Raw genomic sequence first — 13,915 nt, forward strand, 5'->3', positions numbered from 1 at the left:
CCGACGCTATCGCCCCTGCGCTGTCCCACCGTCGGCGGCCTCGTCGCCCTGAACGATGCGGACGGCGGCAAGGAGAGCTTCACGCTGCTCGGGCGACATCATGCCGAAGAAGGCGACAAGTGCGGCCGCGGGGTTGTCACTCTTGGACCAGGCTTCGTTCATGAGTGCGGCCGAGTAGGCGGCGCGGGTGGAGACCGCCGTATATCGATAGGCGCGGCCTTCGACTTCCCTGCGGACCCAGCCCTTCTGATGGAGATTGTCCATTACCGTCATGACGGTGGTGTAGGCGATGGACCGTTCCTGCTGAAGGTCTTCGAGGACTTCCCGGACCGTGACCGGCCGGTTCCATTGCCAGACGCGTGTCATGACGGCGTCTTCCAGCTCTCCCAATTGGCGGGGCACAGCGCCACCATAGTCGGAGATGTCGGAATGGCTGGTTATTGACGTAACAAAAAGGACGTACGGGTGTAAATCGCCCGTACGTCCTCGATGCCGAGGCGCGCCTCAGTCGCCGCGGACGGCCTGCTGCGTCGACTCCGCGCGAGCGAGCGCGGCGTCCACGATCGCGTCCTCCTTGGCCTTGTTCGGGCCACCCTGGCTCTTGACGATCGTCACGACCAGGCCGATGAAGAAGGCGGCCATCACCACGGGGGGCAGGAGCGCGGATACGTAGTCCATGACACCCAAGAGTAGCTATCCGGCGGCCAGCTGTTCCGGTGGGGGCACGGGCTTGCGACGCGGCGGGAAGGCCTCGGAGGGCTTCGGGACCGGGCGGTCGGCGGGCACCGGCGCCTTGGGCTGCGGTTTCTGCTGCGGCTTCTGCTGCGGCTTCGGTTCGTCGGCGGCGGCGCGGCCGCCGGGGAGCGCCAGCAGACGGGTGCGCGGGGCCGGGGCGGCGGGTGAGGGTGCGGCCTCGACCGGGCGGCCGGCCAGCCGGGCCCGTACCGACGCTTCGGCGAGCATCTGGCAGCGGTGCAGCACGGCGGCACCGGCCGGTGAGCCGCGCAGGGTGCGCAGCGCGGCCAGATCCTCTGGGCGGGGGTCGTAGCCGCCCGCCAGGGCGTCCTGGAGGAGCTCCAGATAGCCCGCGGCGGAGCCGGGAAGCGCTGCGCGGTAGCGGGCGAGGTCGGCGTGGAGGAACGCTCGCAGCCGGCCCGCCTCGCGGACCGCCTCGTCCACGGAATCGGCCAGACGCAGACAGTCCTGGATGTCCTCGTCGGCGAGAAGGGCAGGGTGGAGGGCGACGGCGAGGGCACGTCGGAGCACACGCAGCTCGTCTGCGCCGAACGCCATTCCGCCGCGGGGTCCGTATGGCGTGGGCATGGGCCGACGATACGTGCCAAAGGGACAAAATCTGGTTAATGCGATGAGTTCCGGCGCGGCGGAGTACCGCGCCGGGCTCACATACGGGAGACGTTCCGCTCGTAGACCAGACGCAGACCGATCAGCGTCAGCCAGGGCTCGTGCTCGTCGATCGCGGAGGACTCGCCGAGCACCATCGGGGCCAGACCGCCGGTCGCGATCACGGTCACGTCGTCCGGGTCGTCGGCGAGCTCGACCTTCATCCGTCCTACGACACCGTCGACCTGGCCCGCGAAGCCGTACACGATGCCGGACTGCATGGCCTCGACGGTGTTCTTGCCGATCACGCTGCGCGGGCGGGCCAGTTCGATCTTGCGGAGCTGGGCGCCCTTGACGCCGAGCGCCTCGACGGAGATCTCGATGCCGGGCGCGATCACACCGCCCGCGTACTCGCCGCGCGCGCTGACGGCATCGAAGGTCGTGGCCGTACCGAAGTCGACGACGATCGCCGGGCCGCCGTAGAGGTCGACGGCGGCGACCGCGTTGATGATGCGGTCCGCGCCCACCTCCTTGGGGTTGTCCATCAGGATCGGTACACCGGTCTTGATTCCGGGCTCGACGAGGACGGCCGGGACGTCGCCGTAGTAGCGGCGGGTCACCTCGCGCAGCTCGTGCAGGACGGAAGGAACGGTGGAGCAGATCGCGATGCCCTCGATGCCGTCGCCCAGTTCGTCTCCGAGCAGCGGGTGCATGCCCATCAGGCCCTGGAGCAGGACGGCGAGTTCGTCGGCGGTGCGGCGGGCGTCGGTGGAGATGCGCCAGTGCTCGACGATCTCCTCACCGTCGAACAGGCCGAGGACGGTATGGGTGTTGCCGACGTCGATCGTGAGCAGCATCAGACGCCTGCCTCGCGCAGGTCGAGGCCGATGTCGAGGATCGAGGAGGAGTGCGTCAGCGCGCCCACCGCGAGGTAGTCGACGCCCGTCTCGGCGTACGAACGGGCGGTCTCGAGGGTGAGGCGGCCGGAGGACTCGAGCGCGGCACGGCTCGCGACGAGCGCGACGGCCTCCTCGGTCTCGGCCGGGGTGAAGTTGTCCAGCAGGATCAGGTCCGCGCCCGCGTCGAGGACTTCGCGGACCTGGTGCATGGTGTCCACCTCGACCTCGATGGCGAGGTCCGGGAACTGCTCCCGTACGGCCTTGAACGCCTGCGCGACGCCACCCGCCGCCACCACGTGGTTGTCCTTGACGAGCGCGGCGTCGGACAGCGACATGCGGTGATTGACGCCGCCACCGCAGCGCACCGCGTACTTCTCCAGCGCACGCAGGCCCGGGGTGGTCTTGCGGGTGTCGCGGACCCTGGCCTTGGTGCCTTCGAGCACGTCGGCCCAGGCACGGGTCGCGGTCGCGATGCCGGAGAGGCGGCACAGCACGTTGAGCGCGCTGCGCTCGCCGGTGAGCAGGTCACGGGTGTTGGTGGTGACGGACAGCAGCTTCTGGCCTGCTTCGACGCGGTCACCGTCCTCGACGTGTCGCTCCACCTCGAACTCGTCGGTGCAGACGATGGACAGGATCGCCTCGGCGATCTGCAGGCCGGCGACCGTACCGGCCTCGCGGGCGGTGAAGTCGCCGGTGGCGACGGCGTCCGCGGGGACGGTCGCCACCGTCGTCACATCCACGCCGCCGTCGAGATCCTCGCTGATGGCGAGGTGGGCGATGTCCTCGACCTGTACGGGGTCGAGGCCCTCGTCGAGCAGAAGCTGCGCGAGGCCGGGGTCGAGGCCGCACTCCAGGTCGTCGTAACCCTCCTCGCCGGCGGAGCAGCCGCAGGCATCTCCGCAGCCGCCCGCCGGGGCCGCTGCGGGTGCGCCGATCTGGATCAGCGGTACGTCCACGGGACGCGGACGTTCTTCGGGCGTGCTCACGGTTACGGCTCCCTGGGGGCGTCGGGGACAGTGGGGGCGAATGCGGTGTTCTCGGTGCGGCGGACGACCAGGCTGCGATCCGGCGCGAGGCGTACGACGAGATGGCGGCGCCACTCGGCGTCGTCGCGGTCGGGGCGGTCCTCGCGCCAGTGGCAGCCGCGCGTCTCCTCGCGCTCCAGCGCGGCGGCGGTCAGGACACGGGCCACGCACAGGAGGTTGGAGGTCTCCCAGGTCTCGACTCCGGGTTCGGCCGTCTTGCCCGAACCTTCCTGGTTCTGCACGGCGTTGCGGTGTACGGCGCCGAGCGCGGCCGCCGCCTCGGTCAGGCTCTGCGCCGAGCGGAGCACACCCGCGCCGTGGGACATGATCCGCTGGATCTCGGCGCGCGTCTCGGGTGCTATGAGCGGCAGTACGGAGGGGGTCGCGGGCGCGGCGGGCAGGCCGGCCCGGAGCGGGGCGCGGGAGGCTATGTCGGCGGCGATGCGCTCGGCGAAGACCAGGCCCTCCAGAAGGGAGTTGGAGGCGAGGCGGTTCGCGCCGTGGACTCCGGTGCAGGCGACCTCGCCGCAGGCGTACAGGCCCGGGACGGTGGTGCGGCCGTGCAGATCGGTGCGTACGCCGCCGGAGGCGTAGTGGGCGGCCGGGGCGACCGGGATGGGCTCGGTGACCGGGTCGATGCCGTGGGCCCGGCAGGCCGCGAGGATGGTGGGAAAGCGCTGCTCCCACATCTCGGCGCCGAAGTGGCGGGCGTCGAGGTACATGTGCGCGACGCCCTGTTCCTGCATCCGGCGCATGATGCCCTTGGCGACGATGTCGCGAGGGGCGAGCTCGGCCAGCTCGTGCTGCCCGAGCATGAAACGGATGCCGGACGCGTCGACGAGATGGGCGCCCTCACCTCGTACCGCCTCGGAGACCAACGGCTGCTGGCCCTCGGAGTCCGCGCCGAGGAAGAGCACCGTCGGGTGGAACTGCACGAATTCGAGGTCGGAGATCTCCGCACCGGCACGGAGCGCGAGCGCGACACCGTCGCCTGTGGAGACCGCGGGGTTGGTGGTGGCGGAGAAGACCTGGCCCATGCCCCCGGTGGCCAGGACCACGGTCGGGGCATGGACGGCACCGACGCCGTCGTGCTGGCCCTCGCCCATGACATGGAGGGTGATTCCGGCCGTACGGCCGTCGGCGTCCGTCAACAGGTCCAGGACCAGGGCGTTTTCGATGGTGCGCAGCTCGCCGGCGTGTACGGCCTCGACGAGCGCGCGGGAGATCTCGGCGCCCGTCGCGTCGCCTCCCGCGTGCGCGATACGGCGCCGGTGGTGGCCGCCCTCGCGGGTGAGCTCGATCTCACCGGCCTCGGAGGTGTCGAAGTGCGCGCCGGTGGCGATCAGCCGGCGTACGGCGTCGGGACCCTCGGTGACCAGGGTGCGGACCGCCTCCTCGTCGCACAGGCCCGCACCCGCGACCAGGGTGTCGTCCAGATGCTGCTCCGGGGTGTCGCCGTCGCCCAGCGCGGCGGCGATGCCACCCTGCGCCCAGCGCGTGGAGCCGTCGTCCAGGCGGGCCTTGGTGACCACGACCGTGCTCAGCCCGGCGGCCGTGCAGCGCAGCGCGGCGGTCAGACCCGCGACTCCGGAGCCGACCACGACGACGTCGGCCTCGATGGCCCAGCCGGGGGCGGGGGCGCTCAGCCGTATTCCGGTCATGCTCGGGCTCCGAAGGTCAGGGGGATGTTGTCGATCAGGCGCGTCGCACCGACCCGCGCGGCGACCGCGAGGATCGCCTCGCCGGTGTGGTTGTCCGGGACCTCGGTGAAGGTCGCCGGGTCGACGAGGGCCAGATAGTCGAGGACGAGAGGCGGTTGGGCGCGCGCGGCCTCGTCGAGGACGGCGCGGGCCGCGGCGCGGACGGCGGGGACGCCGCCCGGTCCTGCCTGGGCCACCGCGTGCGCGTCGGCAGCCGCTCGGGCCTCACCTATCGCGGAGAGCGCGGCGGCGCGGGCGACGGTGCCAGGGGTGGCCTCGGCGCGCGCGTGCAGGGCGTGTTCGGCGGCGAGGCGGTCGTGCGCCGCGAAGAGGGACCTGGACAGGGCGAGGGCGGTACGGCGCCCGTCGGCCGACAGGTAGCGGTTGCGGCTGGAGAGCGCGAGGCCGTCGGCCTCACGGACGGTCGGTACGCCGGCGATCTCGACCGGGAAGTTCAGATCGAGGACCATCCGGCGGATCAGCGCGAGCTGTTGCGCGTCCTTCTGGCCGAAGAAGGCCGCATCGGGGCGGGTGAGGTGCAGGAGCTTGGCGACGACGGTGAGCATGCCGTCGAAGTGACCGGGGCGACTGGCCCCTTCGAGCCGCTCGCCCATCGGGCCCGCGGTGATGCGGACCTGTGGCTGGCCCCCTGGGTAGACCTCGTCGGCCGAGGGCGCGAACACGATGTCCGCGCCTGCCTGTTCGGCCGTCTTGAGGTCGGCGTCGAGAGTACGGGGGTAACGGTCGAGGTCCTCGCCCGCGCCGAACTGGAGCGGGTTGACGAAGACGGTCACGACGACGAAGCCCGCGCTGCCGACGTGCTCGCGGGCGGCGCGGATCAGAGTGGCGTGGCCCTCGTGGAGGGCGCCCATGGTCATGACGACGGCGGTGCGGCCGGGGACGGCGCGGTGGCCGAGGACGTCGTCCAAGTCCCGCAGAGTCGGCACGAGTTCGAAATCGCGGCTCATCGGGTGTCCCCCTCGGCGAGAACGCCCAGCAGGTCCTCGGCGAGCTCCGGTTTGAGCAGACCATGAGCGAGCGCCCGGTCGGCGGTGGTACGGGCCATCGCCAGGTACCCGGCGACCGTCGCGGGCGCGTGCTTGCGCAGCTCCGCGACATGCGCCGCGACGGTGCCCGCGTCGCCGCGCGCGACCGGTCCGGTGAGCGCGGCGTCGCCGGAGCGCAGGGCGTTGTCGAGGGCGGCGCCGAGCAGCGGGCCGAGCATCCGGTCCGGGGCGGTGACCCCTGCCGTACGCAACAGCTCCATCGACTGGGCGACCAGGGTGACGAGGTGGTTCGCGCCGAGGGCGAGGGCCGCGTGGTAGAGCGGGCGGGCCTCCTCCTCGATCCACTCGGGCTCGCCGCCCATCTCGATGACGAGTGCCTCGGCGGCCAGCCGCAGCTCCTCGGGGGCGGTCACTCCGAAGGAGCAGCCGGCCAGCCGCTGGACGTCGACGCCGGTCCCGGTGAACGTCATCGCGGGGTGCAGCGCCAGCGGCAGCGCGCCGGCCCTGGTGGCGGGGTCGAGCACCTTCGCGCCGTACCGCCCGGAGGTGTGCACAAGCAGCTGTCCGGGTCGTACGGCGCCGGTCCCGACCAGCCCGTCGACCAGCGCGGGCAGCGCGTCGTCCGGGACGGTCAGCAGCACCAGCTCGGCGCGGGCGAGAACCTCCGCGGGGGTCACCAGCGGTACGTCGGGGAGCAGTGCGGCAGCGCGTCGTACGGAGGCGTCGGAAACTCCGGAGACGGCGACCGGGCGGTGGCCGGCGAGCTGGAGCGATGCGGCGAGGGCCGGGCCGACGCGGCCTGCTCCGACGACGCCGACAGTGAGCCGGGCGGGGCGGTCCCGCGGGTCGGGCGGTTCCTGTGGTGCTGTGGCATTCACGCGGCGGGGCCTTCCGTTCCAGTCCGCGGGGGGTACCGGACGATTTCACGTCATGCTACGCCAGCGTTTCCCGAGCCCTTCGAGTTGTCCACAGGCTGTGGGCGGCGATCGGCCGCCGGTGGATGATCGGTGCATGACTGAGGAGATCGAGAAGGACGAGCGGCACCGCAGGCTCGCCGCCTGGCGGGCGTCGGACCGGGTGCTGTGGCGGGCCTCCGCGGACTACCGGGTCGGTGACCGGCTCGCGGCGCTGGCGGCGGACGCGGGCGAGGTGTACGACCTGGACGAGTGGACGGATGTATACGGCAACGGGGTCGTCGAGGAGCTGGAGGAGCGGGCGGCACGGCTGCTCGGGTTCCCGGCCGGGGCGTTCTTTCCGACCGGGACGATGGCGCAGCAGGTGGCGCTGCGGTGCTGGGCGGGGCGTACCGGGAATCCGACGGTCGCGCTGCATCCGACGGCGCATCCGGAGAGGCATGAGCGGGGCGCGTTCGGTGCGCTGAGCGGGTTGCGGACGGTGCACCCGACGCACGAGCCCCGGCTGCCGACAGCAGCCGAGGTACGCGACTTCGACGAGCCCTTCGGCTCGCTGATGCTCGAACTGCCGCTGCGGGACGCGGGTTTCGTACTGCCGTCGTGGGACGAACTGGTCGAGGTCGTGGAAGCGGCGCGGGAACGCGATGCAGTGGTGCACTTCGACGGCGCGCGCCTGTGGGAGTGCGCCCCGCACTTCGGCCGCCCGCTGGATGAGATCGCGTCCCTCGCGGACAGTGTGTACGTGTCCTTCTACAAGTCCCTGGATGCGCTCTCCGGCGCGTTGCTGGCGGGCCCGGAGGACCTGGTGGCCGAGGCCAGGACCTGGCGGCACCGGTACGGCGGCCAGGTCTTCCAGCAGTACCCGGCGGCGCTGTCCGCGCTGCTGGGCCTGGAGCGGGAGCTGCCTCGGCTCCCGTCGTACGTGTCCCACGCGAAGGTGGTCGCGGCGGCGCTGCGCGAGGCTCTCACAAAGGCGGGCGTCCCGTGGTTCCGGGTCCACCCTCAGGAGCCGCACACGCACCAGTTCCAGGTCTGGCTCGGGTACGAGGCGGACGCCCTGAACGAGGCGGCGGTGCGCCAGGCGGAGGAGACGGGCGTGACGCTCTTCAGGAGGTGGTTCACCGAGGGCTGCCCGCCCGGGGTGTCGGTGACGGAGATTACGGTGGCGGCGGAGGGGCTGGAGTGGACGGGTGAGGACGTGAGAACGGCGGTGGCGGAGTTCCTGCGGAGGGTCGGGTAGCCGGCCGCCTTCGGCCGGGGCTCAGCCGGACGCCCTCGGCCGGGTCCGGGCCGGGCCCCCTCGACCGGGGCTCAGCCAGGGCTCGGCCGGGGCTCAGCCGCAGTTCGCCGATCGCGGATGCAGCAGGCGGGTCAGCGCCACCCGGACGCGGCCGTGGGAGCGGTGACCGGCGGGCACCGCGTGAAAGCGGCGGTGGTCACGGAACTCCCGGACCATCTGCCAGTCGTTCAGGCCCGGCTGCGGCGGAGCCTGCTCGCCCCGCTGCGCCGCGCGGTAAGTGTCGATCATGTACTGATGCATGGCGTTCATGCATGTACGCTGCGCCCGCCCCGCGCATCCCGTCGCGTCGATTGACAAGCCCCGTCAAATGGCGCGAGAGGCGCCCCGCGCACCCGCACCATGGAGGCGTGAGCGTGTCCATAGAGATCGCGGGGCTGCCCCCCGAGCGCATCGTCTTCGAGATTTCCCCCCTCGCCGAGCTGGGTGTGGCGCTGCACGCGCTCGCCGAACCCGGGCACCATCCAGGGCTGCACGGCTGGGCCACCGCGACCGCCGCCGGGCTCAAGCCGGATCTTGCGGACCGGCTGCACGAGGCCGACTTCCTCTGGCGGTCCACCTTCTCGGACGTCTTCATGCCGTTCGCCGGGCTGCCCGCGGCCCTCAGCACAGCCTGCGGCCCGGCCGGCGCCTGCTTCGCCGAGGAGCTGGACATGCTCGACCGGCTCGACGACGAGCGCTTCGTCGCCGCGGCCCTGGAGTTCACCTGCGCCAGTACGTACGGGACCCCCAGCCCGTCCGCCCTCACCGACCCCGCCCGTCGCGAGCGCGCACTCGAACTCGCCGCAACCCGCGGCCCCAAGCAGCTCGACTTCACCCGTCGGCTGCTGGACGACCCCGCCTCCGTACGCACCTGGGTACGGCGCCTCTTCGAAGACTGCGACCAGTCCTTCTTCGCCGACACCTGGCGACGCGTCCGCCCCCAGCTCGCCGCCGACGCCCGCCACAAGACCGAGCTGCTGCGCCGCAAGGGCCTCGCCGAGGCGCTGCACGCCGTCTCCCCCGCGCTCGCGGTGGACGAGGACCGGACACGTATCAGCGCCGACAAACTCGCGGACGGGCGGACGACCGCCGTCGACCCCGCCGTCGGCGCCGGACTCTCCCTCATACCGTCCAGCTTCGGCTGGCCGCATCTCATGGTGCTGCACGCGCCCGGCTGGCGGCCGGTGATCCACTACCCCGTCGGCTCGCCCGAACTCCCGGGCCCCGCCCCCGTGGAGCTGTTGAAGCTGCGGATGGAAGCGCTGGCGCACCCCATGCGCATGCGGCTGTGCCGCAACCTCGCCCGCGCCCCGTACACGACCGGCGAACTGGCGGACGAGTACGCGATCACCGCGCCCGAGGTCTCGCGCCATCTGGCCGTGCTGAAGAAGGCCGGGCTGATCTCCACGCGGCGGCGCGGCCGGTACGTCCTGCACCAGCTGGACGTCTCCGCCGTCGCCCGGCTCGGCAGCGACTTCCTGGAAACGGTGCTGCGTTAGGAGCCACTCCGCGCGGACGGGCGTCATGCCCCGCGTCGTCAGGAAGAGCTCGCCCCGCCGCCCGCACGCACCAGCCCGGTCTCGTACGCGAGCACCACCACCTGCACCCGGTCCCGCAGGCCCAGCTTGGTGAGGATGCGGCCCACATGGGTCTTGACCGTGGCCTCGGAGAGGACGAGGCGCGCGGCGATCTCGCCGTTCGACAGGCCCTGCGCGACCAGGAGCATCACCTCGCGCTCCCGCCCGGTGAGCCGCTGAAGCTCCTTGCGCTGCGGCTCGGGGGAGCTGCTCGGCAGCATCGGGGAGAAGCGGTCCAGCAGCCGACGCGTCGTGGACGGCGCGACAACCGCGTCGCCGCTGTGCACCGACCGGATCGCGCCGAGCAGCTCGGCGGGCGGTACATCCTTGAGCATGAAGCCGCTGGCGCCTGCCTTCAGCCCGGAGAACGCGTACTCGTCCAGGTCGAAGGTCGTCAGTATCAGCACCTTCGGGGCGTCCGGCTCGGCGCAGATCCGCCGCGTCGCCTCCACGCCGTCCAGCCTCGGCATGCGTACATCCATCAGCACCACGTCCACGGCGGTGGAGCGGAGGTTGTCGATCGCCTCCGCCCCGTCGCCCGCCTCCGCGACGACCTCCATGTCCGGCTGGGCGGCGAGCACCATCCGGAACCCGGTCCGGAGCAGCACCTGATCGTCGACGAGCATCACGCGGATGGACATGTCAGTGAGGCCTCGGTCTCTGGTGGGATCCGGTGGGATCGCTAGTGGGCGGGCTTGAGGGGGAGCAGGGCGCTGATCCGGAAGCCGCCGCCGGGCCGCGGCCCCGCGTCGAGCGTGCCGCCGACCATACCGACGCGCTCCCGCATGCCGATGAGCCCGTGGCCGCGGCCGTCGGCGCCGCCGTCCTCGTACAGCTCGTGCGACGAACCGCGGCCGTCGTCCTCCACCAGCAGTCCGAGGCCGTCGTCGAAGTAGACGAGCCGCACGCTGGCGCCGGCCTCGGGGCCGCCGTGCTTGCGGGTGTTGGTCAGCGCCTCCTGGACGATGCGGTAGGCGGTGAGCTCGACGCCGCTCGGCAGCGGCCGCGACGTTCCCTCGATCTTGAAGTCCACGGTCAGGCCCGCGACACGCACCTGCTCGACCAGGTCCTCGATCTGCTGGACATCGGGCTGCGGGACATACTCCCCGCTCTCCGGGGCATCTCCGGTACGCAGTACGCCGAGCAGCCTGCGCATCTCCGCGAGCGCCTGGCGGCCGGTGCTCGAGATGGTCTCCAGTGCCTGCTTGGCCTGGTCGGGGGCGGCGTCCAGGACATACGCGGCACCGTCGGCCTGCACCACCATCACCGAGACGTTGTGCGCGACGACGTCATGCAGCTCGCGGGCGATCCGCGCGCGTTCGGCCGCGACCGCGACCTTCGCCTGCGCCTCGCGCTCCCGCTCCAGCCGGGTGGCCCGCTCCTCGAGCTGCGCGAAGTACGCCCGCCGGGTGCGTATCGAATCGCCGAGCACCCAGGCCAGGGCGAACGGCACACTCATGACGATGGTGAAGAAGATCTTGCCGCCGGCGCCGGTGTTCTCCACCGGCCAGCGCAGCTGCGCCAGCGTGGCCGCGGACAGCCCGCCGACGAGCGCCAGCCGGGAGGCCCAGCGCGCCCCGTCGTGCGCGGTGACGGTGTAGATGATCACCAGCATCGCGAAGTCGGCCGGGTTGACCTCGACGTCCAGCGCGAGCTGGGCGACTCCCAGCGCCGCGGCGAGTACGAGCATCTGCTCCGGCATCCGGCGGCGCAGCGCCACGACCAGACTCAGCAGCAGAACGATCAGAGCCGCGGCGATACGGGGCTCGATACCGACGGGTACCTGTATCACCCACAGCATGGAGAACCCGAAGAGCATGACAGCCCAGAAGCTGTCGACGCCCGTCGGGTGTCTGCGGATGAAGTCGTAGAGGCGCTGCACGTAACCCAGCGTAGGGAAAGGAGATAGGTGCAAGTGTCAACCGGAGGGGCGATCCGGTCGGCGGAAGCGTACTCCGCAAGGTGGAGACTTGTGCGCGTGACGGATGAGACGTGTCAGTGGCGGGGATGGCGGGAAGCGACGGAGGCCGCACTGTACGGGCCCGGCGGCTTCTATCTGCGGCCCGAGGGACCGGCCGGACACTTCCGTACGTCGGTGCACGCGTCACCACTGTTCGCCTCGGCGGTCGCCCGGCTGCTGCTCACCACGGCGGAGTCTCTCGAACTCGACGAGGTGGCACTGGTCGACGTCGGCGCGGGCCGCGGCGAGCTTCTCACCGGGGTGCTGGCCGCGTTGCCGTCCGGTTTCCCGGTACGGGCGTACGCCGTGGAGCGTGCGGCCCGTCCCGCAGGCCTGGACCCCCGCATCGAATGGACCTCCGAGCCCCCGGCCGGTGTGAGCGGGCTGCTCTTCGCCAACGAATGGCTGGACAACGTCCCGGTGGATGTCGCCGAGGCCGACCCGGACGGCGTCGCGCGGTATGTCCTTGTCCGCGCGGACGGCACCGAACGGCTCGGCTCCCCGGTCTCCGGAGCGGACGCCGAGTGGCTGGCCCGCTGGTGGCCGCTGCCCGAGCCGGGGATGCGGGCGGAGATCGGCCGCCCGCGGGACGAGGCATGGGCGCGGGTGGTGGGCACGCTCGAGGCGGGCCTCGCGGTCGCCGTCGACTACGCACACGCCCTGGGGACGCGGCCTCCGTTCGGCACCCTGACCGGTTTCCGGGCGGGCCGCGAGGTACGTCCCTTCCCGGACGGCAGCTGCGACATCACCGCGCATGTGGCCCTGGACGCGTGCGCGCTGCCCGGCGCCCGGCTGCGCACCCAGCGCGAGGAGCTGCGGGACCTGGGCATCACCGGCGAACGCCCCCCGCTGTCGCTGGCCACCTCCGACCCCGCGGCGTACGTCCGCGCACTCGCCGGTGCCGGGGAGGCGGCCGAACTGACGGCGCGGGGCGGCCTCGGCGACTTCGGCTGGCTGGTGCAGCGACAACCCGGCTCGTCCGGCGTCCGGGGAGCGGGGTCTGGGTCGGCGCCCCAGGTGTGACACGTACGGGGGATACTGTCGCCATGACGGAGACGACGGTCGGCATCGGCGGCGCGGCGGAGAGCACCGACATGGTGCTCAACATCGGCCCCCAGCATCCCTCCACACACGGCGTGCTCCGCCTCCGGCTCGTACTGGACGGGGAGCGCATCCGGCACGCCGAGCCGGTCATCGGCTATATGCACCGCGGCGCCGAGAAGCTCTTCGAGGCGCGCGACTACCGGCAGATCGTGATGCTGGCCAACCGCCACGACTGGCTCTCCGCGTTCTCCAACGAGCTCGGCGTCGTCATGGCCGTCGAGCGGATGCTCGGTATGGAGGTCCCGGAGCGCGCGGTCTGGACCCGTACGCTCCTCGCCGAGCTCAACCGGGTCCTCAACCACCTCATGTTCCTCGGGTCGTACCCGCTCGAACTGGGCGGCATCACACCGATCTTCCACGCGTTCCGCGAGCGCGAGGATCTCCAGCACGTGATGGAGGAGGTCTCCGGCGGCCGGATGCACTACATGTTCAACAGGGTCGGCGGGCTCAAGGAGGACCTTCCGGCGGGCTGGCTCGGCCGCGCCCGCGAGGCCGTCGCCGCCCTCCGCTCCCGGATGGACATCTACGACCGGCTGGTCCTCGGCAACGAGATCTTCCGCGGCCGGACCCGCGACGTGGGTGTGCTCACGGCCGGGACGGTCCACGCGTACGGAGTGAGCGGCCCGATTGCCCGCGCCTCGGGTGTCGACTTCGATCTCCGGCGCGACGAGCCGTATCTCGCGTACGGGGAGCTGCAGGACGCGCTGAAGGTCGTGACCCGCACGGAGGGCGACTGTCTGGCCCGCTTCGAGGTTCTCCTCGACCAGACGCACAACGCGCTGGACCTGGCGCAGGCGTGCCTGGACCGGATCGCCGAGCTGCCCCCGGGCCCGATCAACCAGCGCCTGCCGAAGGTCCTCAAGGCACCCGAGGGCCATACGTACGCCTGGACCGAGAACCCGCTCGGCATCAACGGCTACTACCTGGTCTCCAAGGGCGAGAAGACGCCGTACCGGCTGAAGCTGCGCTCGGCGTCGTACAACAACATCCAGGCGCTGACCGAGCTGCTGCCGGGCACGCTGGTGGCCGACATGGTGGCGATCCTGGGCTCGCTGTTCTTCGTCGTCGGCGACATCGACAAGTAATCGGCTGATCGACAAGCGGCGGAC

At 71.8% G+C, this 13,915-nt stretch carries 15 protein-coding genes; 4 read left to right on the forward strand and 11 right to left on the reverse strand.

Features of this window, described 5'->3' with window-relative positions; translation table 11 throughout:
- Positions 1 to 6: 6 nt before the first annotated feature.
- The 8 genes from ACWDZ6_RS23130 to ACWDZ6_RS23165 all read right to left on the reverse strand — a co-directional run bounded on the left by ACWDZ6_RS23130 (position 7) and on the right by ACWDZ6_RS23165 (position 6,850).
- A complete protein-coding gene (locus ACWDZ6_RS23130; RefSeq protein WP_326651688.1) occupies positions 7 to 402 on the reverse strand; it encodes a BlaI/MecI/CopY family transcriptional regulator in 396 nt (131 codons plus the stop codon).
- 102 nt (positions 403 to 504) lie between these two features.
- Positions 505 to 678, reverse strand: coding sequence for a hypothetical protein (locus ACWDZ6_RS23135; protein ID WP_326651687.1), 174 nt, complete (start codon positions 676 to 678; stop codon positions 505 to 507).
- 15 nt (positions 679 to 693) lie between these two features.
- A complete protein-coding gene (locus ACWDZ6_RS23140) occupies positions 694 to 1,293 on the reverse strand; it encodes a hypothetical protein (protein ID WP_451504397.1) in 600 nt (199 codons plus the stop codon).
- 107 nt (positions 1,294 to 1,400) lie between these two features.
- Positions 1,401 to 2,198, reverse strand: coding sequence for a type III pantothenate kinase (locus tag ACWDZ6_RS23145; protein ID WP_389179517.1), 798 nt, complete (start codon positions 2,196 to 2,198; stop codon positions 1,401 to 1,403).
- Positions 2,198 to 3,226 (reverse strand): carboxylating nicotinate-nucleotide diphosphorylase, encoded by a 1,029-nt coding sequence (nadC, locus tag ACWDZ6_RS23150; protein ID WP_451504343.1) that lies wholly within the window; start codon positions 3,224 to 3,226, stop codon positions 2,198 to 2,200. Before nadC ends, ACWDZ6_RS23145 begins: the two co-directional genes overlap by 1 nt.
- A gap of 2 nt (positions 3,227 to 3,228) precedes the next feature.
- On the reverse strand, positions 3,229 to 4,926 hold the full coding sequence (locus ACWDZ6_RS23155) for an L-aspartate oxidase (RefSeq protein WP_451504344.1): 1,698 nt from the start codon (positions 4,924 to 4,926) through the stop codon (positions 3,229 to 3,231).
- On the reverse strand, positions 4,923 to 5,933 hold the full coding sequence (panC, locus tag ACWDZ6_RS23160) for a pantoate--beta-alanine ligase (RefSeq protein ID WP_451504345.1): 1,011 nt from the start codon (positions 5,931 to 5,933) through the stop codon (positions 4,923 to 4,925). The genes ACWDZ6_RS23155 and panC overlap by 4 nt, the downstream gene beginning before the upstream one ends.
- Positions 5,930 to 6,850, reverse strand: a complete 921-nt coding sequence (locus ACWDZ6_RS23165) for a Rossmann-like and DUF2520 domain-containing protein (protein WP_451504346.1) — start codon at positions 6,848 to 6,850, stop codon at positions 5,930 to 5,932. Before ACWDZ6_RS23165 ends, panC begins: the two co-directional genes overlap by 4 nt.
- Positions 6,851 to 6,983: 133 nt before the next feature.
- Here ACWDZ6_RS23165 and ACWDZ6_RS23170 point away from each other — a divergent pair, with 133 nt between their 5' ends.
- Positions 6,984 to 8,126 (forward strand): threonine aldolase family protein, encoded by a 1,143-nt coding sequence (locus tag ACWDZ6_RS23170; protein WP_451504347.1) that lies wholly within the window; start codon positions 6,984 to 6,986, stop codon positions 8,124 to 8,126.
- Between the two features lie 93 nt (positions 8,127 to 8,219).
- On the opposite strand, the gene ACWDZ6_RS23175 is transcribed toward ACWDZ6_RS23170, so the two are convergent.
- Positions 8,220 to 8,435 (reverse strand): hypothetical protein, encoded by a 216-nt coding sequence (locus ACWDZ6_RS23175; protein ID WP_451504348.1) that lies wholly within the window; start codon positions 8,433 to 8,435, stop codon positions 8,220 to 8,222.
- Between the two features lie 104 nt (positions 8,436 to 8,539).
- Here ACWDZ6_RS23175 and ACWDZ6_RS23180 point away from each other — a divergent pair, with 104 nt between their 5' ends.
- A complete protein-coding gene (locus ACWDZ6_RS23180; protein WP_389179619.1) occupies positions 8,540 to 9,664 on the forward strand; it encodes a DUF5937 family protein in 1,125 nt (374 codons plus the stop codon).
- A 38-nt stretch (positions 9,665 to 9,702) separates the two neighbouring features.
- Here ACWDZ6_RS23180 and ACWDZ6_RS23185 read toward each other — a convergent pair whose 3' ends face one another.
- The gene (locus tag ACWDZ6_RS23185) at positions 9,703 to 10,383 is read right to left on the reverse strand and encodes a response regulator (protein WP_389179502.1); all 681 of its coding nucleotides are present in this window, start codon (positions 10,381 to 10,383) and stop codon (positions 9,703 to 9,705) included.
- 41 nt (positions 10,384 to 10,424) lie between these two features.
- Complete coding sequence (locus ACWDZ6_RS23190) at positions 10,425 to 11,624, reverse strand: sensor histidine kinase (protein ID WP_451504349.1); 1,200 nt, start codon at positions 11,622 to 11,624, stop codon at positions 10,425 to 10,427.
- A 96-nt stretch (positions 11,625 to 11,720) separates the two neighbouring features.
- On the opposite strand from ACWDZ6_RS23190, the gene ACWDZ6_RS23195 reads away from it, so the two are divergent.
- On the forward strand, positions 11,721 to 12,725 hold the full coding sequence (locus tag ACWDZ6_RS23195) for an SAM-dependent methyltransferase (protein ID WP_451504350.1): 1,005 nt from the start codon (positions 11,721 to 11,723) through the stop codon (positions 12,723 to 12,725).
- Positions 12,726 to 12,748: 23 nt separating this feature from the next.
- Entirely contained in the window at positions 12,749 to 13,891 is a 1,143-nt protein-coding gene (locus tag ACWDZ6_RS23200; protein ID WP_451504351.1) for an NADH-quinone oxidoreductase subunit D, read from the forward strand.
- Positions 13,892 to 13,915: the final 24 nt, after the last annotated feature.

Source organism: Streptomyces sp. NPDC002926, from assembly GCF_053591755.1.

Bases quoted from the DNA above. Each gene is read 5' to 3' on its own strand.
- ACWDZ6_RS23135 (WP_326651687.1), bottom strand. From the start codon at position 678: ATGGACTACGTATCCGCGCTCCTGCCCCCCGTGGTGATGGCCGCCTTC.
- ACWDZ6_RS23140 (WP_451504397.1), bottom strand. From the start codon at position 1,293: ATGGCGTTCGGCGCAGACGAGCTGCGTGTGCTCCGACGTGCCCTCGCC.
- ACWDZ6_RS23145 (WP_389179517.1), bottom strand. From the start codon at position 2,198: ATGCTGCTCACGATCGACGTCGGCAACACCCATACCGTCCTCGGCCTG.
- ACWDZ6_RS23155 (WP_451504344.1), bottom strand. From the start codon at position 4,926: ATGACCGGAATACGGCTGAGCGCCCCCGCCCCCGGCTGGGCCATCGAG.
- panC (WP_451504345.1), bottom strand. From the start codon at position 5,933: ATGAGCCGCGATTTCGAACTCGTGCCGACTCTGCGGGACTTGGACGAC.
- ACWDZ6_RS23170 (WP_451504347.1), top strand. From the start codon at position 6,984: ATGACTGAGGAGATCGAGAAGGACGAGCGGCACCGCAGGCTCGCCGCC.
- ACWDZ6_RS23175 (WP_451504348.1), bottom strand. From the start codon at position 8,435: ATGAACGCCATGCATCAGTACATGATCGACACTTACCGCGCGGCGCAG.
- ACWDZ6_RS23185 (WP_389179502.1), bottom strand. From the start codon at position 10,383: ATGTCCATCCGCGTGATGCTCGTCGACGATCAGGTGCTGCTCCGGACC.
- ACWDZ6_RS23200 (WP_451504351.1), top strand. From the start codon at position 12,749: ATGACGGAGACGACGGTCGGCATCGGCGGCGCGGCGGAGAGCACCGAC.